Genomic DNA, 26,760 nt, shown 5'->3' on the forward strand with positions numbered 1-26,760 from the left:
TGGCGCTGTTCCAGCGATTCTCTGCACAAACAAAAACGCCCGACCTTCACAGGCCGGGCGTTTTGTTTTGCCCTGAAAAATCAGGACTGACTGGTTGGCGTCGACGGGGTCGATGCAGCAGTCGGGGTGGCTACCGGAGTCGGTGCAGCGGCGGAGTTCGACGCGCTGGCCGGGGTTGCCGGGGTGGCTGGCTTGGCTGCTGCGGGTGCAGCTGGCTTCGGCGCAGCGGCCTTCGGCGCGGCCGGTTTTTTCACTGCCGGTTTTTTCGCCGCAGCCGGTTTGGCCGAAGGTTTGGCAGCCGGTTTCGCGGCAGCGGTTTTCGCTGCTGGCTTGGCGGCTGGCTTGGCCGCGGACTTGGCCGCAGGTTTCGCAGCCGCTTTGGCAGCAACCGGTTTCGCGGCAGCCTTGGCGGCTGTTTTGGCAGCGGCCGTTTTAGCAGCAGGCTTGGCGGCAGCGGTTTTTGCCGCTGGCTTGGCCGCAGCTTTGGCAGCTGGTTTCGCAGCCGCTTTAGCCAGTGGCTTGGCGGCGGTTTTGGCTGCCGGTTTGGCCGCTGCGGTTTTCGCCGCGACCGGTTGGGTTTTCAGACCGGTGAGTTTCTCGATCTGCTTGGTCAAGGTCTCGACCTTGCTGTGCAGCGCTTTGACTTCATTGCGGCTAGGCACACCCAGGCGCGAAATCGCGCTGTTCAGGCGCTTGTCGAAAGCCCCTTCCAGCTCGTCCCACTTGCCCAGTGCGCGATCTTTCACGCCGCTGATGCGCGATTTGGCCGAAGAAGCGGAATCCTTGGCGGCATCGACTTTCTTGCCGACTGCAGACTTGGTGAGCTTCTCGGCTTTCTCGCCGTCTTTGACCAATGTATCGAAGAGCTTGCTGCCGTCAGTGTCGATCTTCGAGTACACGCCTAAACCAGCCAGCCAGATTTTGCGGGAGTAGTCTTCGACTTTCCCAATCCACGAGCTGCCTTCTTTATCGGTGTTCTTTTTACCAGCCATCCCGTTCTCCTTAAGATTTACGCGCGACGCGTTCGAGCAATGCCGTCAGCTCATCGAGCTTAGCAGAGAGTGTCTCAACGTCATGTTTAGACGGAATGCCGATACGATTCAAGGCGCTTGCTACACGGGAGTCGAACGCCTTCTCGACCTTGTCGAGCTGAACTTCGACGCGACCTTTGAACGAGCTGACTTCATCCTTGGCTTCGTCGATCTCGGCATTGGCGGCTTCGAGTTTTTCGGTGACGACTCTTTTGCCTTTCTTTTCAACAGTTTGACCAGCCTTGATCAGCTCTTGAAAGTAGTCGCTGCCCTCCTGGCCGACCTTGGTGTAGGCACCCAGGCCTGCCAGCCAGATCTTGCGGGCATAGGATTTGACGTCGCTCAGAGCAGAAGTCGAAGCGTCGATTTTTTTCTTCAGAATGACTTTGGCCATGGTGCACCTCACGCGCAGAAGGTTTGAGGAACTGCCCGCAAAAGTGTCGGGCTCAGGCACAAAGTAGGGAGAAAAATTAGAAACGGCACCCTAACAACTGACATAAACAGCAGGGGCACCACCAAACAAATGTGGGAGCGAGCCTGCTCGCGAATACGGTGTATCAGTCAATATTCGAGTCGACTAACACACCGCTTTCGCGAGCAGGCTCGCTCCCACAAGGGATCTCGGGTTACCGAAGAATCGCGATCAGACCAGCGCTTTATCCAAAGCCTTCTCGATCTCGGCTTTGATCATGCCGCTCATGGCCGACATCATGATGCCCAGTTCCACGTCGACACGGATCGAGTCGTCGGCCACATGCACCGCGCCTTTCACGCCCGAGCGCTTGAGGTTCAGGGTGTCGCCCGACCACTGCGGCTCCAGGCCATATTGATCGGAGAGTTTCTGCGCCAGCTTGTCGGCCTTCTCGCGGGCGGCTTCCTTGCCCAGGCTGTGGGCACGCTCAACACTGATTTTGGCCATCGAATGACTCCTGCTTGATGAATAGATGACGGTAAATCTTGACCGCGTCTGCGGCAAATCGTCCCGAAGGTCGCCCATCTTACCTTTAGCCATTCCAAGACAAAGCATGGCTTGGGGATTAGAATGTCGCGCATTCTCTTTTGGTGACAGCGATATGACTGATCAGCGCAAAGGCAGCGATGCCGAACCCACCACTCACTTCGGCTTCAAAAACGTTCCGGAAAGCCAGAAAGCGGAAAAAGTCGCTGAGGTGTTCCACTCCGTAGCCGCGAAGTACGACCTGATGAACGACCTTCTGTCGGGCGGCATGCACCGTCTGTGGAAGCGTTTTGCGATCGAACTGTCTGGCGTGCGTGCAGGCAACCGCGTGCTCGACATCGCCGGCGGTACCGGTGATCTGACCAAAAAATTCTCGCACCTGGTTGGCCCGACCGGTCAGGTGGTATTGGCCGACATCAATGAATCGATGCTCAAGGTCGGCCGTGACCGTCTGCTGGATCTGGGTGTGTCGGGCAACGTCGAATTCGTTCAGGCGGACGCGGAAAAACTGCCGTTCCCGGACAACCATTTCGACTGCGTGACCATCGCCTTCGGCCTGCGCAACGTGACGCATAAAGAAGACGCCCTGCGCTCGATGCTGCGCGTGCTCAAGCCCGGCGGCCGCCTGCTGGTGCTGGAGTTCTCCAAGCCGACCAACGCGCTGATGTCGAAAGCCTACGACGCCTACTCGTTCGCCTTCATGCCACTGATGGGCAAGCTGATCACCAACGATTCGGAAAGCTATCGCTACCTGGCCGAATCGATCCGCATGCACCCGAATCAGGAAACCCTGAAGTCGATGATGGTCGACGCCGGTTTCGACCGCGTGACCTATCACAACATGACCGCAGGCATCGTCGCCCTGCACCGCGGCATCAAGCCCTGATGTTGCTCACCGGGCTGCTTGCCAGCGTCGAACTCGGTCTGAACCGGGTGCTGCGTCTCGACAGCACGGCGCTGCCGCGGCTGGCGCATCTGACTGGCAAAGTGATTGCCGTCGATTGCCGCAGCCCGGCGCTGCAACTGTTCATCCTGCCCAGCGATGAGGGCCTGATGCTCGCCTCGCACTGGGAAACCGGCGTCGACTGCACGCTGCGCGCCCCGGCCTCGAGCCTGGTGAAACTGGCCCTGAGCAAAGACAAGACCGCGGTGCTGCACGCCCCGGAAGTCGAGCTCGACGGTGACAGCGGCGTGCTGCTGGAACTGGCCGGGGTGCTGCAGGACCTCGAGCTGGACTGGGAGTACGAACTCTCGCGCTGGCTCGGCCCGGTCGCCACGCAACTGATTGGCGGTCACCTGCGCAGCCGCGCACGCTGGTATCAACAAGGATTTGCCAGCCTCAACCAGAACCTCGCCGAATACCTCGCCGAAGAATCGCGCACCCTCGTCGGGCAGCGCGAAGCCGAAGCGCGATTCAGCGAACTGGACCGGATCAAACTTGATCTGGAACGTCTCGAGGCGCGTTTCGAGCGCCTTTCCCGATCCCTCGACCCAAGCGATAACGCATGAAGCTGCTTGCCGTCCGCCGTCTGTTGCGCATCCAGCGCGTCGTGATCCGCTACCGCCTCGATGACCTGCTGTTCGAGCTGCCGCTGCCCTGGTTCCTCCTGGCGCTGCGCTACGTGCTGCCGTGGCGCTGGTTGCCGCGCAAGCCGCTGGAGCTGAGCCGTGGTGCGCGTCTGCGCCTGGCGCTGCAGGATCTGGGGCCGATTTTCATCAAGTTCGGGCAGATTCTTTCGACCCGCCGCGACCTGCTGCCGGAAGACATCGCCGATGAGTTGATGCTGCTGCAGGACCGCGTGCCGCCGTTCGATTCGCAGCTGTCGATCAAGCTGATCGAAGAACAGCTGGGCAAGAAGATCAGCGAAGTGTTCAGCCGTTTCGACGTCGAGCCGCTGGCCTCGGCCTCGGTGGCGCAGGTGCACGCCGCGCAACTGAAGACCGGCGAAGAAGTGGTGGTCAAGGTGATCCGCCCGGGCCTGAAACCGGTGATCGCCCAGGATCTGGCATGGCTGTTCATCCTCGCCCGCGCCGCCGAAAAGGTCTCCGCCGACGCCCGCCTGCTGCACCCGGTGGACGTGGTGCAGGACTACGAAAAAACCATCTACGACGAGCTCGACCTGCTGCGCGAGGCGGCCAACGCCAGCCAGTTGAAGCGCAACTTCGAAGGCTCGCCGCTGCTCTATGTGCCGCAAGTCTATTGGGACTGGTGCCGGCCGAAAGTGCTGGTGATGGAGCGCATCTACGGGATTCAGGTGACGGATCTGGCGACCCTCGCCGACCAGCGCACCGACATGAAAATGCTCGCCGAGCGCGGCGTGGAGATCTTTTTCACCCAGGTGTTCCGCGACAGTTTCTTCCACGCCGACATGCACCCGGGCAACATCTTCGTCAGCACCGTCAACCCGTGGAGCCCGCAGTACATCGCGATCGACTGCGGCATCGTCGGCAGCCTGACCCCGGAAGACCAGGACTATCTGGCGCGCAACCTGTTCGCCTTCTTCAAGCGTGACTACCGCCGCGTGGCGCAGTTGCACATCGATTCGGGCTGGGTGCCGGCGGAAACCAAACTCAACGAATTCGAAGCGGCGATCCGCACCGTATGCGAACCGATCTTCGAAAAACCGTTAAAAGATATTTCATTTGGCCAGGTGCTGATGCGCCTGTTCCAGACCGCACGGCGCTTCAACATGGAAGTCCAGCCGCAACTGGTTCTGCTGCAGAAGACTCTATTGAACATCGAGGGCCTCGGTCGTCAGCTGTACCCGGATCTGGATCTGTGGAACACCGCGCAGCCCTTCCTCGAGCGCTGGATGCGCGAGCGCGTCAGCCCGAAAGCCTTGCTCGGCAACGTGCAGAGCCAGTTCGAACAGCTGCCGCACCTGGCCAACATGGCCCGCGACCTGCTCGAACGCATGTCGCAACCGCACGCCTACGACCCGCCACCACCGTGGCACAAACGCAAGGACGACTGGTTCCTGCGCCTGCTCGGTTGCGCACATCTGGCCGGCGGGACGATCCTCGCCGCCGGTGGCCCGTTGCACGAACTGGGGCATTGGCCGGCGGGCATCATGGTGGCCGTCGGCTTGTATCTGGTCGTTCGCCGATAGCCAGTTTGCTGATCGGCTGGCACACTGTTTGAACGCCTGAACCCGACTATTGAAGTGCGGGTTCGCTGTCGGAGTCGAAGATGAAAAACTGGCTGGACGAGATCAAGTGGGACGCCGATGGCCTGGTGCCGGCGATTGCCCAGGATCACAAGACCGGACGCGTGCTGATGATGGCTTGGATGAACCGCGAAGCGCTGGAACTGACCGCTGCGGAAAACCGTGCAATCTACTGGTCACGTTCCCGTGGCAAGCTGTGGCGCAAGGGCGAAGAGTCCGGCCATGTACAGACCCTGCATGAAATGCGTCTGGACTGTGACGCCGACGTGATCATCCTGATGGTCGAACAGATCGGCGACATCGCTTGCCATACCGGCCGTCAAAGCTGCTTTTACCGCGTCTTCGAAAACGGCGACTGGAAAACGGTCGACCCTGTCTTGAAAGACCCGCACGCAATCTATTCCGCAGGACACAAACATGAGTGACACCCTGACCCGCCTCGCTCAGGTACTTGAAGAGCGCAAAGGCGCAGCGGCCGACAGCTCATATGTAGCTAGTCTGTATCACAAGGGCCTGAACAAGATTCTGGAGAAAGTCGGCGAAGAGTCGGTCGAAACCATTATTGCCGCCAAGGACGCCGCCATCAGCGGTGACTGCAGCGATGTGATCTACGAGACTGCCGACCTGTGGTTCCACAGCATGGTCATGCTCGCCCAACTGGGGCAGCATCCGCAGGCCGTGCTGGATGAACTGGATCGTCGCTTCGGTCTGTCCGGACACGTCGAGAAAGCCTCGCGTCCGTCCGCCTGAACAATTTTTAGAGAGGAACAGCAACATGGGCATTTTTGACTGGAAACACTGGATCGTCATTCTGGTAGTCGTGGTGCTGGTGTTCGGCACCAAGAAACTGAAAAACCTCGGCACCGACGTCGGCGAGTCGATCAAGGGCTTTCGCAAAGCCATGAACGATGACGAAAAACCGGCCGCCGATCCGACCGTAACGCCTGCGCAGCCGGTACCACCGGTGCAGCCGCAAGCCACTGCTCAGGCCAACCCGCCGCACACCATCGACGTGCAGGCGCAGAAAGTCGAAGAGCCGATCCGCAAAGACGTGTGAGCACTGACTAATGTTTGGTATCAGCTTCTCTGAACTGCTGCTCGTCGGCCTCGTCGCCCTGCTGGTGCTGGGCCCCGAGCGTCTGCCGGGCGCTGCGCGCACCGCCGGCCTGTGGGTCGGCCGGCTGAAGCGCAGCTTCAACGCGATCAAACAGGAAGTTGAACGTGAAATCGGTGCCGACGAGATCCGTCGGCAACTGCACAACGAGCACATCTTGTCGCTGGAGCAAGAGGCGCGGAAGATTTTCAACCCGGTTCAGCAGGAGCCGACGCCGGTTGAACATGTGGGTCAGCAGACGATTCATGCGCCGACTGCACCCGTCGCGCCTGCTCCGACACCTGCACCTGCTGCAGTTGTAGCGCCGACAGAACCGGCAGCCGTAAAAACCTCGGTTGAACACGTTGCGCCAAACGCCGCGCCGATCACACCAGCGCCTCACGACTCCACTCTGCCGCCGCGAGCCCCATGAGCGATCTCCCCGAAAACGACCAGCACATGCCGCTGGTATCGCACCTCACCGAGTTGCGCACCCGCCTGCTGCGTTGTGTGGCGGCGGTGTTCATCATCTTCGCCGGGTTGTTCGCCTTCACCCAGCAGATCTACACCTTCGTCTCGACGCCGCTGCGCCAGTACCTGCCGGTCGGCGCGACGATGATCGCCACGGATGTGTCGTCGCCGTTCCTGACGCCGCTGAAGCTGACGATGATGGTCTCGCTGTTCCTCGCGATTCCGGTGATCCTGCATCAGATCTGGGGCTTCATCGCGCCGGGCCTGTACAAGCATGAGAAGCGCATCGCCGTGCCGCTGCTGGTGTCCAGCATCCTGCTGTTCTACACCGGCATGGCGTTCGCCTATTACTTCGTGTTCCCGCTGATCTTCAAGTTCTTCGCCGCCGCCACCCCGGCCGGCGTGGAAATGATGACCGACATCACCAGTTACCTCGACTTCGTGATGACGCTGTTCTTCGCCTTTGGCGTCGCGTTCGAAATTCCGGTGGCCGTGGTGCTGCTGGTGTGGATCGGCGTGGTCGACGTCAAATACCTGAAGAAGATCCGCCCGTACGTGATCATCGGCTGCTTCGTGGTCGGCATGATCCTCACCCCGCCGGACATCTTCTCGCAGACCCTGCTGGCGGTACCGATGTGGATGCTGTTTGAAATCGGCATTCTGTTCGGCGGCCTGATCAGCAAGCGCGAACGCCCGGACGAAACACCGGCCGACGATCACAACGACCAGCCGCCAGCGACCCAGGCATGAACCTGCTGTTGCTCGAAGAGGCCGACTTCATCGCGGCCGACCGCGTCGTGCTGCGTGACCGGCGCCTGACCCACATGCAGGAAGTGCACCACTCGGAAGTCGGTGACAGCCTGCGCGTGGGACGGATCAATGGCTTGATGGGCTCGGCTGAGCTGCTTCGCCTTGAGGCCGGTGAAGCAGAGTTGCGTGTCACCCTCGATCAATCACCACCGACCAAGCTGCCATTGACGCTGGTATTGGCCCTGCCCCGCCCGAAAATGCTGCGACGGGTGTTCCAGACCGTGGCGACCATGGGCGTGTCGAAGGTGATTCTGGTCAACAGCTACCGGGTCGAGAAGAGCTTCTGGCAGACGCCGTTTCTCGAGCCGGAAGCGATTCGCGAGAATCTGATTCTCGGCCTCGAACAGGCCCGCGATACCGTGCTGCCGGAAGTCATCATCGAGAAGCGCTTCAAACCGTTCGTCGAAGATCGTCTGCCAGCGATCAGCGAAGGCACCCTCGGCCTGGTCGGCCATCCCGGCAATTACCCGCCGTGCCCACGTGCGTTGAGCGAACCGGTGACCCTGGCGATCGGCCCCGAAGGTGGCTGGATTCCCTACGAAATCGACCTGCTGGGCAAATCCGGCCTGCAACCGGTGCAACTGGGCGAGCGCATCCTGCGCGTCGAAACCGCCGTCACCGCCCTGCTCGCCCGCCTGTTCTGACACACCGCTCCCCCTGTAGGAGCTGCCGCAGGCTGCGATCTTTTGATTTTGTTTTTTAACAGCAAGATCAAAAGATCGCAGCCTCGTTGCACTCGTCAGCTCCTACAGGAATCCGGGGTTGGCATTCAAATCGGGTTACAGATTGCCACCACCCCGCCGATACAGTCCCCATAAGTCCAATTAGTGGTCCGAGGGGAGTCGTCGCATGTACCGTTGGTTAGCCGAGAATCTTGGGAACGTCAGCGTCAAACGCAAGCTGGGTATCGGTTTCGGCCTGGTGCTGTTGCTCACCCTGCTGATTACCTTTACCGGCTGGACCGGCATGGGCGGCATTATCAGCCGTGGCGACAAGCTCGGCTTCATCTCCAGCCTCAATGAACTGACCAAGGACCTGCGCCTGGCGCGTCTGGACTATGAAGCGCGTCGTGGCGAACAAGGCCCGGGCGCGGTCAACGAGTTGCTGGCCAAACTCGCCAGCGGCTTGCAAACCGCGCGTGACCTGATCGAGCAGCCCTCAGATGCGGCCATGGTCGATCAGCAACTGGCCGCTGTCGCCGAGTACAAACGTGCCTTCGCCGACATGACACAGGCCACCGTGCAGCGTGAGGACGCGCGCAGCAAGCTCGGCGCCAGTGCCGACAATGCCGTGGCCAAAGTCTCGGAAGTCGAGAAATCCATGCTGCAAGGTGACAGCGTCGCGCAATTCAACAGCGTGATCGAACTGAGCAAACTGTTGCAGCAAGCGCGCTATCAGGTGCGCGGCTACACCTACAGCGGCAAGGCCGAGGCGGAGCAGCCCGCGCTGGACGCCATCGACAATGCACTGAAAAACCTCGACAGCCTGCCGGCGAAACTGCCCGAACAGCACATCGCCAACCTGCAACAGGCCACCGACTCGATCAAGGCTTATCGCGCGGCGGTCGCTCAGTTCCGCGACTCGCAGGTGAACAATGCCAAGGCCGGGGCAACCATGACGGCGCAGGGCGACATCCTCCTCGACCTCAGCAAGAAGCTCACCGAATCACAAACCGTGGTGCGCGATACCGATGCCGCGCACGCCAAGAACATGCTGATCATCGCCACCCTGCTGGCCGTGGCCTTCGGTTTGCTGGCCGCGTGGGCGATCACCCGGCAGATCATCATTCCACTGAATCAGACCCTGAAGGTCGCCGAGCGCGTGGCTGCCGGCGACTTGACCCACAACCTGGTGTCACAGCGTCGCGACGAACTCGGCCAGTTGCAGCGCTCGATGCAGAGCATGACCCAAGGCCTGCGCGAGTTGATCGGTGGCATCAGCGACGGCGTCACGCAGATCGCCAGCGCTGCCGAAGAGCTGTCGGCGGTCACCGAGCAGACCAGCGCCGGGGTCAACAATCAAAAAGTCGAGACCGACCAGGTCGCCACCGCCATGAACGAAATGGCCGCCACTGTGCAGGAAGTCGCGCGTAACGCCGAGGAGGCTTCCGAAGCCGCCGTGGCCGCCGACCAGCAAGCCCGTGAAGGCGACAAGGTGGTCGGTGAAGCGATCGCGCAGATCGAGCGTCTGGCCGTCGAAGTCGGCCACTCCACCGAAGCCATGGGCGAACTCAAGCGCGAGAGCGACAAGATCGGCAGCGTGCTCGACGTGATCAAGTCCGTGGCCCAGCAAACCAACCTGCTGGCGCTCAACGCCGCGATCGAAGCAGCGCGTGCCGGTGAGGCCGGGCGTGGTTTTGCGGTGGTCGCCGATGAAGTGCGCAGCCTCGCCCAGCGCACGCAGAAGTCCACCGAAGAGATCGAGGAACTGATCGTCGGCCTGCAGAACGGCACCCAGCAAGTGGCAACGATCATGGACAACAGCCGCAGCCTGACCGACAGCAGCGTCGAACTGACCCGCCGTGCCGGTGGCTCACTGGAAAGCATCACCCGCACCGTCTCGGCGATTCAGGCGATGAACCAGCAGATTGCAGCGGCAGCCGAGCAGCAGAGTGCCGTGGCCGAGGAGATCAACCGTAGCGTGCTGAATGTGCGGGATGTGTCGGATCAGACCTCGGCGGCGAGTGAAGAGACCGCGGCGTCGAGTGTTGAGCTGGCGCGGCTGGGGACGCATCTGCAGATGCTGGTGGGGCGGTTCAAGGTTTGAGGTGATGCATCGGCCTCGGTTCGCTTTGGACCGAGGTGATGCTATCGCTGGCAAGCCAGCTCCCACAGGTTGCTAGTCGTTCACAAAGTTTGTGTTCAACCCATTCACTGTGGGAGCTGGCTTGCCAGCGATGGCGTCCGAAAGAACGCCGCCGTTACAAGACCTGCCGCAGGAAAGCCTGAGCGCGCGAATCCTTCGGCGCATCAAAGAACTCCGCCGGGGAAGCATCTTCCAGCAGTTTGCCGTGATCGAAGAACAGCACTCGATCCGCCACTTCCCGGGCGAAACCCATTTCGTGGGTCACGCAAACCATGGTCATGCCTTCCACGGCCAGGTTCTTCATCACATCCAGCACTTCGCCGACCATTTCCGGGTCGAGGGCCGAAGTCGGTTCGTCGAACAGCATCACTTTCGGGTCCATCGCCAGCGCCCGGGCAATCGCCACGCGCTGTTGCTGGCCGCCGGACAGGCGTGATGGATATTCCCGAGCCTTCTGCGCAATACCGACCTTTTCCAGCAACGCCAAGGCCTTGGCCTCACTTTCCTTCTGCCCACGCTTGCGCACGACTTTCTGCGCCAGACAGAGGTTTTCCAGCACGGTCATGTGCGGGAACAGGTTGAAATGCTGAAAGACCATGCCGACTTCGCGGCGGTAAGCGTTGACGTCGGTTTTCGGGTCGGCCAGTTGCAGGCCGTCGATGCTCACCGAGCCCGAGTCGAACTCTTCCAGGCCGTTGAGGCAGCGCAGGAAGGTCGACTTGCCCGAACCCGACGGGCCGATCACCACCAGCACTTCGCCTTTGGCAACGGAAGTGGTGACGTTATCCACAGCCCGAACTACCTGGCCACGGGTGTCGAAGACTTTTACCAGATCGCGGACTTCAATCACTTTGCGCGAGCCTCCGCTCAAGCCGGCTGGCGATTTTCGACAGCGGCAGGTTGATCAACAGGTACAGGCCGGCGACGCAGAACAGGATCTCGAACGGCGAGAACGAGGTGGTGATGACTTCACGACCACTTTTCAGCAGCTCGGTGATCGCAATCACCGACACCAGCGAGGTGTCCTTGACCAGGCTGATGAACTGCCCGGCCAGCGGTGGCAGTACGCGTTTGAATGCTTGCGGCAGTACCACGTGGCGCATCGACTGGCCGGCGCTCAGACCGAGCGAACGCGCCGCTTCGTTCTGGCCACGGGCAATCGACTGCACCCCGGAACGGATGATCTCGGCCACGTAGGCGCCGGTAAACAGCGACAGCGCGGCGATCCCGGCGAACTCGCGGGACAGGTTCATCACCGTGCCGATGAAGAAGTAGAAAATGAAAATCTGCACCAGCAGCGGCGTGCCGCGTACCAGTTCGACGTAGATGCTCGACAGGTCGCGCAGGGTCGGGTTGCTCGACAGGCGGCACAACCCGGTGACCAGACCGATCAGCAGACCGAGTACCCCAGACACCACCGACAGCCACAGCGTGGTCCAAAGGCCCCACAGCAGCGGCCCTGCCGCCCAGTGCCGGGTCACGCCCACGACGTCACCTTCAGCCACATCGTCGCCCTGAGCGAATTGCAGGCTGTTTTCGTCGACGGTCAGGTGCTGCTCGTCACCGGCGTCGTTGCGCAGGGTGACCTGCGCGCTACCGCCCTTGCGTACCAGCTCGGTAACGGTGGAGATATCGGTGGCACGCTGGGATTCTTCGGCCTGATAGGCGAAGTACTGCGGCACGCGGTTCCAGCGCCATTCGTAGGACATCAGCGACGTGGCGTAATACAACGCGCCCGCCAGGCCGACCAGCACCAGCACGGTCAGGACGTGCCAGGGCCATTGGGCTTTTTTCTGTTTCATTGCAGGTTCCGGATTTTTGTTGCTATGGAGGGCCTCTTCGCGAGCAGGCTCGCTCCCACAGGGAAATGCATTCCAATGTGGGAGCGAGCCTGCTCGCGAATGGGGCGACTCGGTCTGACTGACCCAGTGTTATTCCATGTCCTTGAGCCACTCGGTGCTCTTGAACCACTTGTCATGGATGCGATCGTAGGTGCCGTCTTCGTGGATCTGGTGCAGGAAGTTGTTGATGAAGTTGATGCTGTCGTAATCACCCTTCTTCAGACCGAAGGCCAGCGGCTCGTAGGTGAACGGCTTGTCGAGGAACACCAGTTTGCCGGCGCCGACCTTGTTCACCGCGACCACGTTGTACGGCGCGTCGTAGATGAAGGCGTCGGCCTTGCCGTTGACCACGTCGAGCACGGCTTCCTGCTCGTTGTCGTAGCCGTGGTACTTGGCCTTGGCGATCAGCTTCTTGGCAACCATTTCACCGGTGGTGCCGAGCTTGGAGGTGATGCGATAGTCGGCGGTGTTCAGGTCTTTATAGGACTTGATGGTGCCTTCCAGTTCCTTGCGGATCAGCAGGGTCTGGCCGACCACGATGAACGGTTCGCTGAAGTTCAGGCGCAGGTTGCGCTCCTGAGTCAGGGTCATGCCGCTGCCGATCATGTCGAACTTGTCGGTCATCAGGGCCGGAATGATCCCGTCGTAACCGGTGGACACCAGCTCGAGCTTGACGCCCATGGCCTTGGACATGGCTTTGAGGATGTCGACTTCGAAGCCGATGATCTCGCCGCGCTTGTTGGTCATTTCGAACGGCATGTAGGTCGGATCCATACCGACTTTCAACGTGCCGCGCTTGACCGCGTCATCGATTGCACCGGCGTGCGCCGCATTGACTGCAACCAGTGCCGTGACGCCGACCAGCAGCATCGACAGATACTTCTTCATCTTCAAGTCCCCAAAACCATTGCAATTGCGGCGCGAAAACCGACTGAAATGGACAAGATCGTCCGGGCGCGCCAATTCGGGGACGGATGCTAACGCACTCGTTCGTTTGCACAAGGTTTTTTGATCGATTGCAGATCAGCGCCCGCTGTCGTCAGGACAAAAAAAACCCCGCTTTCGCGGGGTTTCTTCATCAGGCCGGTTGCGCCTGCAGACTCACAGGCTTGAGTGGCAGCAGCGGCGCATGCGGATCGGCTTTCACCGAAGCGCGCCAGGCATCCAGCCATTCCTTGTGATCTTCGGACCAGACCAGCTCGTGCAGACGCGCCAGGGCCACCGGATCGCTCAGCAGTTGCAGGCGATCGTGGTTGCTCAGTGCCGCCGGGCCAGCCTTCAGGGCGTGACGTACACGCTCCTGACGCAGCCACTCGATCGGCTCGGCCTGACCGTGACGCGAGGTCGCCAGCGAGCACGCCAGGGCGTTCTGCTGCGGATCGACCACGGCGCGGATGAAGCCGTCGTTCAGCGCGTGCCAGCGGTTCTCGTGGGTGTACTGATCGGTCGCCAGCAGCGCCTGTGGCGGATTGTATTCCTCTGGGATGAGGAACAGGCTCTCGTCACGGGATTTGAGGCCCAGACCGACACGGCTGGAAATCACCGACACCGGGATCGACAGCATCAGCGAACCGACGATCGGCACCAGCCACCAGAGGAAACTCGGGTTCAGCCAGATCACCAGCAGTGCCCAGCAGAAACCCAGCAAGGTCTGCGGACCGTGGCGCTTGACCGCCTCGCTCCAAGGTGTGGAGTCATCGTCACGCTGCGGCGAGTTCCAGGTCGCGGCCCAGCCGAGGAACGCGGCGAGCACGAAACGGGTGTGGAAAATCATCCGCACCGGCGCCAGCAGCATGGAGAACAACATCTCCAGCAGCATCGACAGGGTCACCTTGAACTTGCCACCGAACTCTTTCGCGCCCTTGGCCCAGATGAGGATGATGCTCAAAAGCTTCGGCAGGAACAGCAGCACGATAGTGGTCGAGAACAGCGCGATCGCCTTGTCCGGGTGCCATTGTGGCCACAGCGGATAAAGCTGACGCGGTTCCAGGAAGTACTGCGGCTCCATCAGTGTGTTCACCGCCAGCAGCGCGGTCGACAGCACCAGGAAGAAGAACCACAACGGCGCCGACAGGTACGACATCACGCCGGTGAGGAACACTGCGCGGTGCACCGGGTGCATGCCTTTGACCAGAAACAGGCGGAAGTTCATCAGGTTGCCGTGGCACCAGCGACGGTCACGCTTGAGCTCGTCGAGCAGGTTCGGCGGCAGCTCTTCGTAGCTGCCCGGCAGGTCGTAGGCAATCCACACGCCCCAACCGGCACGGCGCATCAGTGCGGCTTCGACGAAGTCGTGAGACAGAATCGCCCCGGAGAACGCACCCTTGCCCGGCAACGGCGCCAGGGCGCAGTGGTCGATGAACGGCTTCATGCGGATGATCGCGTTGTGACCCCAATAGTGGGATTCACCCAACTGCCAGAAGTGCAGACCGGCGGTGAACAGCGGACCGTAAACGCGGGTAGCGAACTGCTGCATGCGCGCATACAGGGTATCCATGCCCGACGCACGCGGCGCGGTCTGGATGATCCCGGCGTCCGGCGTGGCTTCCATCAGGCGTACCAGACTGGTCAGGCACTCGCCGCTCATCACCGAGTCGGCGTCGAGCACGACCATGTACTTGTAGTCACCACCCCAGCGACGGCAGAAGTCGTCGAGGTTGCCGCTCTTGCGTTTCACACGGCGGCGACGGCGGCGATAGAAGATCTTGCCGAAGCCCTTGGCTTCACGGCAGACGTCCAGCCAGGCTTGCTGCTCGGCGACGCAGATATCGGTGTCGTTACTGTCGCTGAGGACGAAGAAGTCGAAGCGATCCAGATCACCGGTAGCGGCGACCGACTCGAAGGTGGCGCGCAGACCGGCGAATACCCGGGGCACGTCTTCGTTGCAGATCGGCATCACCAGCGCGGTACGAGCGTCTTTCGGAATCGGCTCGTTGCCGGCACTTTTGCCGGAGATACGGTATTTATCGTGACCGGTGAGCAACTCGAGGAAGCCCATCAGTGCCGTCCAGAAACCGGCCGAGACCCAGCAGAACAGAATCCCGAACAGGATCAGGATGCTGGTCTGCAGCGCATACGGCAGCACTTGCGTGGCGGTTTGCAGCAGCGGCTGGTGCAGCACTTCGTCCAGATCGACGAACGACCAGCCCTGGTACGGCATGATGCCTTTCATGTACCAGCCGGCAACGATGGTCTGACCGAGCATCAGCAGCAACAGAATGTAACGTCGAATCGAACCAACCGTGCGCCAGCGCGCTGCCGGCAAGACGTTTTCGTCCTTCGGCGGCTGCGGCGGGTTGGTGCGCCCGGTCAGGCGGCGCCAGCCACGCACCAGAATATTGGTGCGCCAAGGCTCCGGCACGACTTTGGTCCGACGGATCGGCGGAGTCGCCTTCATGCTGACCCGACCGCTGGCGTCGAGCACCAGCATTTCCGCCTCTTCCAGCTCCTCGGCGGTGCTCAGGGTCAGGCGCTTGCCCACCGAAGCCTGGGCGGCTTCGGCAGGCGCGTCGAACGTCGGCGACGACAGACGCTGGTGCAGTTCGCTGAAGGACTGGCAGCCCGCGAGTTCCGCGCGCTGCTCGTCGGTCATCGGCAGATGCGCCAGATACTCGGACAGAGTCTCTGGCTGTACTTGAGAGTTACTCATCGGCAGGCAACTGATAGCTCCAGGTCTCGGTCAGGACTTCTTCAGTCGGTGCCGATTCCGGTGTGGCTGGGGCCGCGTTCGCAGCCGCTGGCTGCTTGGCGTCTTTGTTGGCCTTGTCCTTGGCATCTGCGGCTGGCTTGGCGTCGGCCTGTTTGGCCTCGGCTGCCTTGGCTTCCTTCTCGTCTTTCTCTTGTTGCTTGGCCGCGACCTTGTCCGCCTTGGCCACCGACGAGTTCGACGCCGGTACCGAAGACTTGGCCAGATCAGCGGTGACCACTGGCTGTACCAGGGCGGCCCGCATCTCGGTGGACTTGCTCGCGTCCTTGATCTTCATGCGCAGGGTCAGGCGCCAGCCCTTGGTTTCCGGGTTGTAACGCACGCTGTTCTCGACCAGTTCGGCGTTATCGCCAACGCTGACCTGACTGCGCACGTCGGCATCCGGGGCCAGAGCCGCCAACGATGGACCTTCGAAGTCGACCAGGTAGGCGACGCTGCCATCCGGTTGACGGATCAGGTTCGACTGCTTAACGTCACCGGTCGAGCGCAGGGTCTGCTTGACCCAGGCGCTGTCGGGGGCGTGAATCGCCGCTTCGTCCATGGTCCAGTGCAGGCGGTAGGCGAAGTCCAGCGGCTTGCCTGGCTCCGGCATGGTTTCCGGGCTCCAGAACGCAACGATGTTGTCGTTGGTTTCATCGGCGGTCGGAATCTCTACCAGATCAACGGTACCCTTGCCCCACTCGCCCTTCGGCTCGATCCAGGCGCTTGGGCGCTTGTCGTAGCGATCGTCGAGGTCTTCGTAGTGGCTGAAGTCGCGGCCACGCTGCAGCAGACCGAAACCACGCGGGTTCTCGACGCTGAAGTTGCTCACGGCCAGGTGTTTCGGGTTGTTCAGCGGACGCCAGATCCACTCGCCGTTGCCGGCATGGATCGACAGACCGCTGGAGTCGTGCAGTTCACGACGGTAGTTGAGGACTTTCGACGGCTGGTTGGCGCCGAACAGGAACATGCTGGTCAACGGTGCGATGCCCAGTTTGCCGACCTTGTCACGCAGGAACATCTGCGCCTTGACGTCGACAATGGTGTCGCTGCCCGGACGCAGGATCAGGCGATAGGCACCGGTGGCGCGCGGCGAATCAAGCAGGGCGAAGATCACCAGATGCTTGTCACCCGGCTTCGGCTGCTGAATCCAGAACTCGCGGAAACGCGGGAATTCTTCGCCCGACGGCAGTGCGGTGTCGATCGCCAGACCACGGGCCGACAGACCGTAAGTGTGACCCTTGCCGACGACGCGGAAGTAGCTCGCGCCGAGCATGGTCATGATTTCGTCTTGTTTGTCGGCCTTGTTGATCGGGTACAGCACACGGAAACCGGCGTAGCCCAGTTGCTCAGTGGCTTTCGGATCGAACTTGAGGTCGCCGAAATCGAAGCGGGTCGGATCGTATTTGATCTCTTCGACGGTGTTCGCCGTGATTTCGTTGATTTTCACCGGCGTATCGAAGTGCATGCCCTGGTGATAGAAGGACAGCTTGAACGGTGTCTTCTGATCGGCCCACTCAGCCTTTTCGGTGAGGAAGCGGATTTTCTGATAATCCGCGAACTTCATGTCACGGAATTCGTTCGGCAGGTTGCTGCGCGGGGCTTCGAACTTCTGCCCGGCCAGCTCTTTAGCCTTGGCTGATACATCGTCAAGATTGAACGCCCAAAGCTGGCCGGCGCTGAGCAGGCACAGGAGCGCCGAGCCGGCTACCAGGGCACTTCGCATGCGTTTGGCAGACATTTTTGCTGCATTACAGGGACTAACAATCACGAGCAACCCTCGCCGAAAACAGATCAAAAAACCAACGGCCAGCTATCTATATGCCAGGTTGGCGAGCATTGTTCCGACTCCGCTGGGGCAAAATGATTCCCCAATCGGATCCAGACAAGTCTCTACCTAAGTCAAAAATGGAACAGCGAACGCTGATCCCCATAGCGCGCGATTATCTAGTAGCCCGCGTGACAACGCATCAGGGGTAACAAAGTATTTATCGCGAAAAACGCCTGTTTTCAGTCGAAAAGCCCTTGAAACACCTTTTCAAGGGCTTTCATATCTGTAACAGGAAGGTTACCGGGCCATCGTTGACCAGGTGCACCTGCATATCCGCGCCGAATCTACCTGATGCCACAGTGCCATGCATCTGTTTCGCTTTGTTGAATAGATAGTCGAACAATTCCTCGCCCAATGCCGGAGGGGCCGCGGTCGAGAAACTCGGGCGCAACCCACTCTTGGTGTCAGCGGCCAGGGTGAACTGAGAGACCAGCAGCAACCCGCCACCTACATCCGCCAGGGACAGATTCATCTTGCCCTCGGCGTCACTGAATACCCGATAGTTAAGCAGCTTATGCAAAAGTTTGTCGGCGCTGGTACGGGTATCGTCGGGTTCGATCGCCACCAGCACCAGCAAACCCTGATCCACCGCGCCGACTGTCTCTCCCGCGACTTCGACCCGTGCACCGCGCACGCGCTGTAACAGCCCCTTCATGCTTCTTCGGGCGGCAGGTCGAGCAAGCGACGGGCCATGTTGCTCGCGGCACGCACCAGCGCATCGGTGATGCCCGGTTCGGAGGCGGCGTGACCGGCGTCACGAATCACCTGCAGCTCGCTGTTCGGCCAGGCCTGATGCAGCTCCCAGGCGTTGTCCAGCGGGCAGATCACGTCGTAGCGACCGTGAATGATCACCCCCGGCAGATGAGCGATCTTGCCCATGTCGCGGATCAGCTGATTTGGCTCGAGGAATGCGTTGTTGGTGAAGTAGTGACATTCGATCCGCGCGATCGACAGGGCGCGCTGCGGTTCGGAGAAACGGTCGACCACCAGCGGATTCGGGCGCAGGGTCGCGGTGCGTCCTTCCCACGTAGACCAGGCCTTGGCCGCGTGCATCTGGGCAATCTGATCGTTACCGACCAGACGCTTGTGGAAGGCGCTGAGCAGATCGTCGCGCTCGTCCAGCGGGATTGGCGCGATGTAGTCCTGCCAGTAATCGGGAAACAGACGGCTGGCACCGGCCTGATAGAACCACTCGATTTCCTGCGGACGGCAGAGAAAGATCCCACGCAGGATCAGACCGTGTACGCGCTCCGGGTGGGTTTGCGCGTAGGCCAGCGCCAGAGTCGAACCCCACGAACCGCCGAACAGCACCCATTTATCAATGCCCAAGTGCTTGCGGATACGCTCAAGGTCAGCGACCAGATCCCAGGTGGTGTTGTTTTCCAGGCTGGCGTGCGGGGTGGAGCGTCCGCAGCCGCGCTGGTCGAAGGTGACAATGCGATACAGGTTCGGATCGAAATAGCGACGGCTCTGCGCGTCGCAACCGGCACCCGGGCCGCCGTGGATGAACACCACCGGCAAGCCTTCCGGCGAGCCGCTTTCGTCGACATACAGCGTGTGGGTGTCATCGACAGCCAGATCGTGCCGGGCGTGGGGTTTGATCTGCGGAAACAATGTCTGCATTGCGTGCTCCGTAAGGGGTCGAGGTCATCCCTGGGGGGACTTCTATTATTCTGCCGTTCGGCATCATAAACCCGATTTACGTCAATGAGCATGCCCGTACGCAGTCACAATTTTTCTGCTGCATAGAAAACCTGTGGGAGCGGGCTTGCTCGCGAAAGCGCTATGTCATTCAACGCATATGTTGCCTGACGCGCCGCCTTCGCGAGCAAGCCCGCTCCCACAGTGGGTTACGCGGTGTAGTGCGACTTTGCCCAGGCCAGATAGCCCTGCAGCAACTCCTTGAGCACCACCCGCGTCGGCTCTGCCAGATCGGCGCGGTAGCGGAACGGTTCGAACTCTTCCATGTAGGTGCTCTGGCACAACTCCAGTTGCACGGCGTGGATGTTCTCGGCGGGGTTGCCGTAATGGCGGGTGATGTGGCCGCCCTTGAAGCGTCCGTTGAGCACGTGGCTGAAGTTGCCGTGGCGTGCGCAAATGGCTTCGAGCTGTCCAGCAAGCTGTGGATCGCAACTGGCGCCGTTGAAGGTGCCAAGGTTGAAATCCGGCAGTTTGCCGTCGAACAGGTGCGGGATGATCGAACGGATCGAATGCGCGTCGAACAGCAGCGCATAGCCGAACTCGGCCTTCAGCCGCGCCAGCTCTTGTTGCAGGGTGCGGTGATACGGCGTCCAGACCTGTTCCAGGTAGGTCGCGCGCTCTGCTTTCGAGGGCTCGTGCCCTTCGCGGAACAGCGGAATGCCATCGAACAGCGTCGCCGGGTACAGGCCTGTGGTGGCGCCGACATACAACGGCTTGTCATCGGACGGACGGTTAAGGTCGATGACGAACCGCGAGTACTCGGCGGCCAACGTGCTGACGCCCAACTCCTCGGCAAAATCGTAGAGCTGCGGAATGTGCCAGTCGGTGTCCGGCAGGCTTTTCGCGTCCGCGATCAGCCCGGCTTCGACCGCTGGCGTCAGGCGCACGCCGGCATGCGGCATGCTGATCAGCAGCGGTACGCGACCTTGTTTGAAACTCAGAACCTTATCCACAACCGCTCTCCTACAGACTTGATTCGACGCCGTGACGCACGACGCGTTTGTCCAGATCACCACCGAGCCAATAGGCCAGATCCGCCGGACGATCGATGTGCCAGGCGACGAAATCCGCGACCTTGCCGACTTCCAGCGAACCGTGGGTATCAGCCATGCCCAGCGCTTGCGCGGCGTGAATGGTCGCGCCGGCCAGGGCTTCTTCCGGGGTCATGCGGAAGCAGGTGCAGGCCATGTTCAGCATCAGGCGCAACGACAGCGCCGGCGAGGTGCCGGGGTTGAGGTCACTGGCGATAGCGATCTTGACCTTGTGCTTGCGCAGGGCGTCCATCGGCGGCAGCTGGGTTTCGCGCAGGAAGTAGAACGCCCCCGGCAGCAACACCGCGACGGTGTCGGACTTGGCCATGGCGATGGCGTCGTCTTCGTCCATGAACTCCAGATGGTCGGCAGACAACGCGTGATACCGTGCGGCCAGACTGGAGCCATGCAGCGACGACAATTGCTCGGCATGCAGCTTCACCGGCAGGCCGAGTTTTTGTGCGGTGATGAACACCCGCTCGACCTGCTCCGGCGAGAACGCCAGGTACTCGCAAAACGCATCCACCGCATCGACCAGCCCTTCGGCGGCCAATGCCGGGAGCATCTCGGCGCAGATGTGCTCGATGTAGTCGTCAGCGCGATCCTTGTACTCCGGCGGCAGCGCGTGGGCGGCCAGACAGGTACTGCGCACGCTGATCGGCAGCTCCTTGGCCAGGCGACGAATGACCCGCAGGATCTTGCGTTCACTGGCCAGATCCAGACCGTAGCCGGACTTCATCTCGACCGTGGTCACGCCGTCGCGCATCAGGCTTTTCAAACGCTTGGCGGCGCTGGCGAACAGCTCGTCTTCGCTCGCTTCACGGGTGGCGCGCACAGTGCTGGCGATACCGCCGCCCTGCGCCGCGATCTCGGCGTAGCTGACGCCTTGCAGGCGTTTCTCGAATTCGCCGCTGCGGTTGCCACCGAACACCGTGTGTGTGTGGCAGTCGATCAGGCCGGGGGTGACCCACGCGCCTTGCAGGTCGTTGACCGCCGGGTATTCGCCAGAGGGCAATTGATTGCGCGGGCCGATCCACTCGATGTGCGCACCGGACGTCACGATGGCCGCATCCTCTATGATCGAGTAGACGCCTTGCGCCATGGTTGCGACGTGGCAGTGTTGCCAGAGGGTTTTCATCCCTTAGTCTCCACAGTATTCAAAATCGATTTCGCGAGCAGGCTCGCTCCCACAGTTGAAATGCATTCCCCTGTGGGAGCGAGCCTGCTCGCGAAGAGGCCATTACAGGCTAGGCAGTAATTTCGCCGGAACCCATTCGCTCAAGCACCGCGAAGCCAACAACTCAGTCGCCGCATTGATGTCCGGCGCAAAGAAGCGATCCTTCTCATAAAACGGCACTTCGCGCCGCAGAATCGCCCGCGCCTGTTCCAGCTTGGCCGAGGTCTTCAGACCGTTGCGCAGGTCCAGCCCCTGCACCGCCGCCAGCCACTCCACCGCGAGAATCCCGCGGGTGTTTTCGGCCATTTCCCACAGGCGCTTGCCGGCGGCCGGGGCCATCGACACGTGGTCTTCCTGGTTGGCCGAGGTCGGCAGGCTGTCGACCGAATGCGGATGGGCCAGTGCCTTGTTCTCGCTGGCCAGTGCCGCGGCGGTCACCTGAGCGATCATGAAGCCCGAGTTGACGCCGCCATTGGCCACCAGGAACGGCGGCAGTTGCGACATGTGCTTGTCCATCATCAGCGAGATACGGCGTTCGCTCAGCGAGCCGATTTCAGCGATGGCCAGGGCCATGTTGTCGGCGGCCATGGCCACCGGTTCGGCATGGAAGTTACCGCCGGAAATCACATCGCCTTCAGCGGCGAACACCAACGGGTTGTCGGAGACGGCGTTGGCTTCGATGGCCAGCACTTCGGCGGCCTGACGGAACTGGGTCAGGCAAGCGCCCATGACTTGTGGCTGGCAACGCAAGGAGTACGGGTCCTGAACCTTCTCGCAGTTCTGGTGCGAGTCGGACACTTCGCTGCGCTCGCCGAGCAGATCGCGATATGCGGCGGCGGCATCGATCTGACCTTTCTGGCCACGAGCGGCGTGAATACGTGCATCGAACGGCGAGCGCGAACCGAGCACCGCCTCAACCGTCAGACCGCCAATAGCCAGAGCACCGGCAAACAGGTCTTCACCTTCAAACAGACCGCGCAGGGCAAACGCCGTGGACACCTGAGTGCCGTTGAGCAGCGCCAGACCCTCTTTCGCCGCCAGGGTCAGCGGGGTCAGACCGGCGACGTTCAGCGCTTCGGTGGCTTCCATCCACTCGCCCTTGTAGCGCGCCTTGCCTTCGCCCAGCAGCACCAGCGACATGTGCGCCAGCGGCGCGAGGTCACCCGATGCACCCACCGAACCCTTGAGCGGAATATGCGGATAAACCTCGGCGTTGATCAGCGCGATCAGCGCGTCGATCACCACGCGGCGGATGCCGGAAAAACCACGACTGAGGCTGTTGACCTTGAGCACCATTATCAGCCGCACCAGCTCATCGCTGATCGGCTGGCCGACGCCGGCGGCGTGGGACAGCACCAGAGAACGCTGCAGGTTTTCCAGGTCTTCACTGGCGATGCGGGTCGAGGCCAGCAGCCCGAAACCGGTGTTGATGCCGTAGGCAGTGCGGTTCTCGGCAAGGATCTGCTCGACGCAAGCGACGCTGGCCTCGATCTGCGCCGCAGCGCTGTTGTCGAGGGTCAGCTTGACCGGTTGCTGATAAACGTCACGCAGTTGGGCCAGGCTCAGTTGGCCGGGAATCAGGTTCAGCGCAGTCATTAAAATGCTCCTTTTGAACATTGTTATTAACTACCAGTCGCTCCGGAGCATTCCGTTATCCGTCGTTTCTCGTCTTGTGGACGATCCGCGCCTTGGCACGCTGGTATGGGTAGTTGTCAGTGCAGATTCGGTAATACGTTGTGCAGCGAATTCGGGTGTTTCAGAACGCTCGCGGCGGCGGCGATATCCGGCGCCAGCCAGCGATCCTGATCGTAGGCCGGGACGCTTTCGCGCAGCAGGCGCCACGCCCGGTCAGTGCCCGCACCAAAGCGCTGCTCCTTGAGGAATTCAAAGGCCTGCGCCGCCAACAGGTACTCAATGGCGAGGATCTGCGTGCAGTTTTCCAGGGCGCGGTGCAGCTTCAACGCAGCGCTGGTGCCCATGCTCAGGTGGTCTTCCTGCAGGCCCGAGGTGACGTAGTTGTCGAGCACTGCCGGTTGCGCCAGCTGGCGGTTCTCGGCACACAGCGAAGCGGCGACGTATTGCACGATCATCATCCCGGAGTTCACTCCCGGATTGGCCACCAGAAACGCCGGCAGACCGCTGACGTGCGGGTTGACCAGACGATCGAGACGGCGCTCGGCAATCGAGCCGATTTCAGCCATGGCAATCGCCAGCAGATCCGCCGCCATCGCCACTGACTGGCCGTGCGGGTTGGCCTGCGACATCACCCGGAAGTTGTCGGGCGTGCCCAGCAGCAACGGGTTGTCAGTGCAGCCGTTGAGTTCGGCTTCGACCTGTTTGATCGCATGTTCCAGTTGATCGCGCGCAGCGCCGTGCACCTGCGGAATCGAACGGATGCTCAGCGCATCCTGAGTGCGAATGCCTTTGCTGGTCGCGATTACTTCACTGCCATCGAGCAAGGCGCGCAGGTTGCTACCGACCTGTTGCATGCCGGGGTGCGGCTTGAGCGCGATGATCTCGGCATCAAACGCGGCGATCTGCCCGCGCTGCGCTTCGAAACTCATGGCACCGATCACATCGGCCCATTGCACCAAGCGCGTCGCGTCGGCAATCGCCAGACAGCTGAGGCCGGTCATGCACGGCGTGCCGTTGACCAGGCACAAGCCGTCCTTCGCCCCGAGCTGCACCGGTTGCAGGCCTTCTTCGGCCAGCGCCTGTTGCGCCGAAGTGATCTGCCCGCGATAGCTGACATTGCCCACGCCCAGCAGCGCGATGCCGATGTGCGCCATGTGCGTCAGGTAACCCACCGAACCTTGCGACGGAACCTGCGGGGTGATGCCGCGATTGAGCAGCGCCAGCAGCGCTTCGACCACCCGGCGATGAATGCCGGATTTGCCGTGGCTGAAGTTGTGAATCGCAGCGCAGATGATCGACCGGGTTTGCTCATCGGGCAGTACCGGGCCGACGCCGCAGGCGTGACTGAGCAAGGTGTTGCGCGAGAGCTGGCTGAGTTGTTCGTCCTTCAGCGACACGTTGGACAGACCACCCAGACCGGTGTTGACGCCATAGGCACGCTCGCCGCTTGCGACGATGCGCTGAACGATGCCCTGAGCGTTTTCGATGCGCGCCCAGGTCTCGCTCGATAACTCCAGTTGCGCGCCGTGACGGGCGACGGCGACCACGTCCTGCCAACGCAGGGGGTTGCCGGTGATGATGATTTTTTCAGCCTGGGACATCTAAAACCTCATGCCAATTCTGTTGATACACCCTGTGGCGAGGGGATTTATCCCCGATGGGCTGCGCAGCAGCCCCAAAACCTGCAGCCAGGATGTTTCAGGTGCACCGCATGCAATGTTTGGGGGCGGCTTCGCCACCCATCGGGGATAAATCCCCTCGCCACAAAGGCAATCCATTTCAGACTACTGCCGCCCGCCGCTGCACGAACCGGTCAACATACTCGTCTGCCGGCGAATGCAGGATCTCTCTTGGCGTGCCGACCTGGATCAGGCGGCCGTCCTTGAGAATCGCGATGCGGTTGCCAATGCGCACGGCCTCGTCGAGGTCGTGAGTGATGAAGACGATGGTCTTGTGCAGGGTCTTTTGCAGCTCCAGCAACTGGTCCTGCATCTCGGCGCGGATCAGCGGATCCAGCGCACTGAACGCTTCGTCCATCAGGATGATGTCGGTGTCGGCCGCCAGTGCCCGGGCCAGGCCCACGCGCTGGCGCATGCCACCAGAAAGTTGGTGCGGATATTTGTTTTCGTAGCCTTTGAGGCCCACGGTGTTGATCCAGTGCAACGCGCGTTCAGCGCACAGTTGTTTGCTCTCGCCGCGCACTTTCAGGCCGTAGGCGACGTTCTCGATCACGGTCTTGTGCGGCAGCAGGCCGAAGCTCTGGAACACCATGCTGATCTTGTGCCGGCGAAATTCGCGCAGCGCTTCCATGTCGTATTGCAGGATGTCCACCCCATCGACCAGGATCGCGCCGCTGGTGGGGTCGATCAGGCGATTGAAGTGGCGCACCAGGGTCGATTTGCCGGAACCGGACAGGCCCATGATCACGAAGATCTCGCCAGTGCCGATGCTCAGCGACAGGTCGTTGACCCCGACCACGCAACCGGTTTCGTTCAGCACTTGGTCCTTGGTCTTGCCCTGGCCGACCATCGCCAGCGCGTCCTTGGCGCGGTTGCCGAAAATCTTGAAGACGTTTTTGACTTCGATCTTGCTCACGGTTGCGTTGTTCATTTGCTCACCTCATGCCGTGGCCGACCGTACGCCTGAGTAATGCGGTCGATGACCACCGCGAGAATCACGATCGCCAGACCGGCTTCGAGGCCGCGTCCGACGTTGAGGGTCTGAATCCCCACCAGCACATCTTCACCCAGGCCACGGGCGCCGATCATCGAGGCGATCACCACCATCGACAGGGCCATCATGGTGGTCTGGTTGATCCCGGCCATGATGCTTGGCAGGGCCAGCGGCAGTTGCACGCCGAACAGTTGCTGCCAGCGGTTGGCGCCGAAAGCGTTGATCGCTTCCATCACTTCCCCGTCGACCTGGCGGATGCCCAGATCGGTCAGGCGGATCAGCGGCGGCGCGGCGTAGATCACCGTGGCGAAAATCGCCGGGACCTTGCCCAGACCGAACAGCATCAGCACCGGAATCAGGTACACGAAACTCGGCATGGTCTGCATGATGTCGAGCAGCGGCATCAGCACCGAACGCAAGCGATTGCTGCGCGCCGAAAGGATCCCCAGCGGAATGCCGATCAGCACCGAAATGATCGTCGCGACCATCATCAGCGCCAGGGTCTGCATGAGTTTGTCCCACAGGCCGACAGCACCGACGAGGAACAGCAGACCGACGATGACAGCGGTGGTCAGCACTTTGCGCGTGGCGTGCCAGGCGACCACGCCGACGATCGCCAGCATTAACCACCACGGCGCCGCGCGCAGCAGGCCTTCAAGGTTGACGATGGCCCACAGCAGGGTGTCCGAGATGTGGCGGAACACATCACCGTAGTTGGTGACCAGCGAATCGACCCAACCGTTGACCCAGTCGGCGATGGAAAAGGTAAAGCTTTCGGGAAACATAAGCGGCTCTCAATCAGAAATCTCAATCAAGCGATTTACGGCATATCTCCCGGCCAGCCTCACGGT

General features: G+C 61.3%; 26 protein-coding genes and 1 pseudogene. 11 read left to right on the forward strand and 16 right to left on the reverse strand.

Annotated elements, in window-relative coordinates; genetic code table 11:
• Positions 1 to 80 precede the first annotated feature (80 nt).
• The 3 genes from ACM6I7_RS18450 to ACM6I7_RS18460 form a co-directional block, all read right to left on the reverse strand.
• Complete coding sequence (locus ACM6I7_RS18450; RefSeq protein ID WP_414889002.1) at positions 81 to 992, reverse strand: phasin family protein; 912 nt, start codon at positions 990 to 992, stop codon at positions 81 to 83.
• Between the two features lie 10 nt (positions 993 to 1,002).
• A complete protein-coding gene (locus ACM6I7_RS18455) occupies positions 1,003 to 1,425 on the reverse strand; it encodes a phasin family protein (RefSeq protein WP_027611299.1) in 423 nt (140 codons plus the stop codon).
• A gap of 249 nt (positions 1,426 to 1,674) precedes the next feature.
• Entirely contained in the window at positions 1,675 to 1,950 is a 276-nt protein-coding gene (locus tag ACM6I7_RS18460; protein ID WP_003220859.1) for a polyhydroxyalkanoic acid system family protein, read from the reverse strand.
• Positions 1,951 to 2,104: 154 nt separating this feature from the next.
• Here ACM6I7_RS18460 and ubiE point away from each other — a divergent pair, with 154 nt between their 5' ends.
• From ubiE to ACM6I7_RS18515, 11 genes and pseudogenes are all read left to right on the forward strand, one after another.
• Positions 2,105 to 2,875, forward strand: a complete 771-nt coding sequence (gene ubiE / locus ACM6I7_RS18465; RefSeq protein WP_007961779.1) for a bifunctional demethylmenaquinone methyltransferase/2-methoxy-6-polyprenyl-1,4-benzoquinol methylase UbiE — start codon at positions 2,105 to 2,107, stop codon at positions 2,873 to 2,875.
• Complete coding sequence (locus ACM6I7_RS18470; protein ID WP_085732555.1) at positions 2,875 to 3,498, forward strand: SCP2 domain-containing protein; 624 nt, start codon at positions 2,875 to 2,877, stop codon at positions 3,496 to 3,498. The genes ubiE and ACM6I7_RS18470 overlap by 1 nt, the downstream gene beginning before the upstream one ends.
• A complete protein-coding gene (gene ubiB / locus ACM6I7_RS18475; protein ID WP_027611297.1) occupies positions 3,495 to 5,099 on the forward strand; it encodes a ubiquinone biosynthesis regulatory protein kinase UbiB in 1,605 nt (534 codons plus the stop codon). Before ACM6I7_RS18470 ends, ubiB begins: the two co-directional genes overlap by 4 nt.
• An 80-nt stretch (positions 5,100 to 5,179) precedes the next feature.
• The gene (hisI, locus tag ACM6I7_RS18480; protein ID WP_007909357.1) at positions 5,180 to 5,581 is read left to right on the forward strand and encodes a phosphoribosyl-AMP cyclohydrolase; all 402 of its coding nucleotides are present in this window, start codon (positions 5,180 to 5,182) and stop codon (positions 5,579 to 5,581) included.
• Positions 5,574 to 5,906: a phosphoribosyl-ATP diphosphatase gene (locus tag ACM6I7_RS18485; protein WP_003220849.1), complete on the forward strand. Its 333-nt coding sequence runs from the start codon at positions 5,574 to 5,576 to the stop codon at positions 5,904 to 5,906. Before hisI ends, ACM6I7_RS18485 begins: the two co-directional genes overlap by 8 nt.
• A 25-nt stretch (positions 5,907 to 5,931) precedes the next feature.
• The gene (locus ACM6I7_RS18490; RefSeq protein ID WP_003220847.1) at positions 5,932 to 6,213 is read left to right on the forward strand and encodes a twin-arginine translocase TatA/TatE family subunit; all 282 of its coding nucleotides are present in this window, start codon (positions 5,932 to 5,934) and stop codon (positions 6,211 to 6,213) included.
• Positions 6,214 to 6,223: 10 nt separating this feature from the next.
• Positions 6,224 to 6,682: a Sec-independent protein translocase protein TatB gene (tatB, locus tag ACM6I7_RS18495; RefSeq protein WP_346650691.1), complete on the forward strand. Its 459-nt coding sequence runs from the start codon at positions 6,224 to 6,226 to the stop codon at positions 6,680 to 6,682.
• Complete coding sequence (tatC, locus tag ACM6I7_RS18500; RefSeq protein WP_027611295.1) at positions 6,679 to 7,470, forward strand: twin-arginine translocase subunit TatC; 792 nt, start codon at positions 6,679 to 6,681, stop codon at positions 7,468 to 7,470. The genes tatB and tatC overlap by 4 nt, the downstream gene beginning before the upstream one ends.
• Positions 7,467 to 8,174: a 16S rRNA (uracil(1498)-N(3))-methyltransferase gene (locus ACM6I7_RS18505; protein WP_414889003.1), complete on the forward strand. Its 708-nt coding sequence runs from the start codon at positions 7,467 to 7,469 to the stop codon at positions 8,172 to 8,174. The genes tatC and ACM6I7_RS18505 overlap by 4 nt, the downstream gene beginning before the upstream one ends.
• 322 nt (positions 8,175 to 8,496) lie before the next feature.
• Positions 8,497 to 9,441, forward strand: a pseudogene (locus ACM6I7_RS18510) (methyl-accepting chemotaxis protein); the annotation flags it as partial.
• Positions 9,442 to 9,582: 141 nt separating this feature from the next.
• Complete coding sequence (locus ACM6I7_RS18515) at positions 9,583 to 10,296, forward strand: methyl-accepting chemotaxis protein (protein WP_371262571.1); 714 nt, start codon at positions 9,583 to 9,585, stop codon at positions 10,294 to 10,296.
• 154 nt (positions 10,297 to 10,450) lie between these two features.
• Here ACM6I7_RS18515 and ACM6I7_RS18520 read toward each other — a convergent pair whose 3' ends face one another.
• From ACM6I7_RS18520 to ACM6I7_RS18580, 13 genes are all read right to left on the reverse strand, one after another.
• A complete protein-coding gene (locus tag ACM6I7_RS18520) occupies positions 10,451 to 11,185 on the reverse strand; it encodes an amino acid ABC transporter ATP-binding protein (RefSeq protein WP_139053562.1) in 735 nt (244 codons plus the stop codon).
• Positions 11,178 to 12,137: an amino acid ABC transporter permease gene (locus ACM6I7_RS18525; protein ID WP_027611292.1), complete on the reverse strand. Its 960-nt coding sequence runs from the start codon at positions 12,135 to 12,137 to the stop codon at positions 11,178 to 11,180. Before ACM6I7_RS18525 ends, ACM6I7_RS18520 begins: the two co-directional genes overlap by 8 nt.
• 129 nt (positions 12,138 to 12,266) lie before the next feature.
• A complete protein-coding gene (locus tag ACM6I7_RS18530) occupies positions 12,267 to 13,064 on the reverse strand; it encodes a transporter substrate-binding domain-containing protein (RefSeq protein WP_003220833.1) in 798 nt (265 codons plus the stop codon).
• Between the two features lie 190 nt (positions 13,065 to 13,254).
• Positions 13,255 to 15,825: a glucans biosynthesis glucosyltransferase MdoH gene (gene mdoH, locus ACM6I7_RS18535; protein ID WP_115988388.1), complete on the reverse strand. Its 2,571-nt coding sequence runs from the start codon at positions 15,823 to 15,825 to the stop codon at positions 13,255 to 13,257.
• Entirely contained in the window at positions 15,818 to 17,602 is a 1,785-nt protein-coding gene (locus ACM6I7_RS18540) for a glucan biosynthesis protein G (protein WP_167734086.1), read from the reverse strand. Before ACM6I7_RS18540 ends, mdoH begins: the two co-directional genes overlap by 8 nt.
• A 307-nt stretch (positions 17,603 to 17,909) precedes the next feature.
• Entirely contained in the window at positions 17,910 to 18,347 is a 438-nt protein-coding gene (gene dtd, locus ACM6I7_RS18545) for a D-aminoacyl-tRNA deacylase (protein WP_414889004.1), read from the reverse strand.
• Complete coding sequence (pip, locus tag ACM6I7_RS18550) at positions 18,344 to 19,315, reverse strand: prolyl aminopeptidase (RefSeq protein ID WP_003220824.1); 972 nt, start codon at positions 19,313 to 19,315, stop codon at positions 18,344 to 18,346. Before pip ends, dtd begins: the two co-directional genes overlap by 4 nt.
• 227 nt (positions 19,316 to 19,542) lie before the next feature.
• Positions 19,543 to 20,346: an N-formylglutamate deformylase gene (gene hutG, locus ACM6I7_RS18555; protein WP_247269358.1), complete on the reverse strand. Its 804-nt coding sequence runs from the start codon at positions 20,344 to 20,346 to the stop codon at positions 19,543 to 19,545.
• A gap of 10 nt (positions 20,347 to 20,356) precedes the next feature.
• Positions 20,357 to 21,562: an imidazolonepropionase gene (gene hutI / locus ACM6I7_RS18560; protein ID WP_414889005.1), complete on the reverse strand. Its 1,206-nt coding sequence runs from the start codon at positions 21,560 to 21,562 to the stop codon at positions 20,357 to 20,359.
• Positions 21,563 to 21,664: 102 nt separating this feature from the next.
• Complete coding sequence (gene hutH / locus ACM6I7_RS18565; RefSeq protein ID WP_414889006.1) at positions 21,665 to 23,197, reverse strand: histidine ammonia-lyase; 1,533 nt, start codon at positions 23,195 to 23,197, stop codon at positions 21,665 to 21,667.
• A 116-nt stretch (positions 23,198 to 23,313) separates the two neighbouring features.
• Positions 23,314 to 24,837 (reverse strand): histidine ammonia-lyase, encoded by a 1,524-nt coding sequence (hutH, locus tag ACM6I7_RS18570; RefSeq protein ID WP_414889007.1) that lies wholly within the window; start codon positions 24,835 to 24,837, stop codon positions 23,314 to 23,316.
• A 178-nt stretch (positions 24,838 to 25,015) separates the two neighbouring features.
• On the reverse strand, positions 25,016 to 25,846 hold the full coding sequence (locus tag ACM6I7_RS18575; protein WP_047601084.1) for a quaternary amine ABC transporter ATP-binding protein: 831 nt from the start codon (positions 25,844 to 25,846) through the stop codon (positions 25,016 to 25,018).
• Positions 25,843 to 26,694: an ABC transporter permease gene (locus ACM6I7_RS18580; protein ID WP_027611284.1), complete on the reverse strand. Its 852-nt coding sequence runs from the start codon at positions 26,692 to 26,694 to the stop codon at positions 25,843 to 25,845. Before ACM6I7_RS18580 ends, ACM6I7_RS18575 begins: the two co-directional genes overlap by 4 nt.
• Positions 26,695 to 26,760: the final 66 nt, after the last annotated feature.

Origin of the sequence: Pseudomonas sp. IT-93MI4, from assembly GCF_949767635.1 — a bacterium.
In the GTDB taxonomy this organism is placed as follows: domain Bacteria; phylum Pseudomonadota; class Gammaproteobacteria; order Pseudomonadales; family Pseudomonadaceae; genus Aquipseudomonas; species Aquipseudomonas putida_A.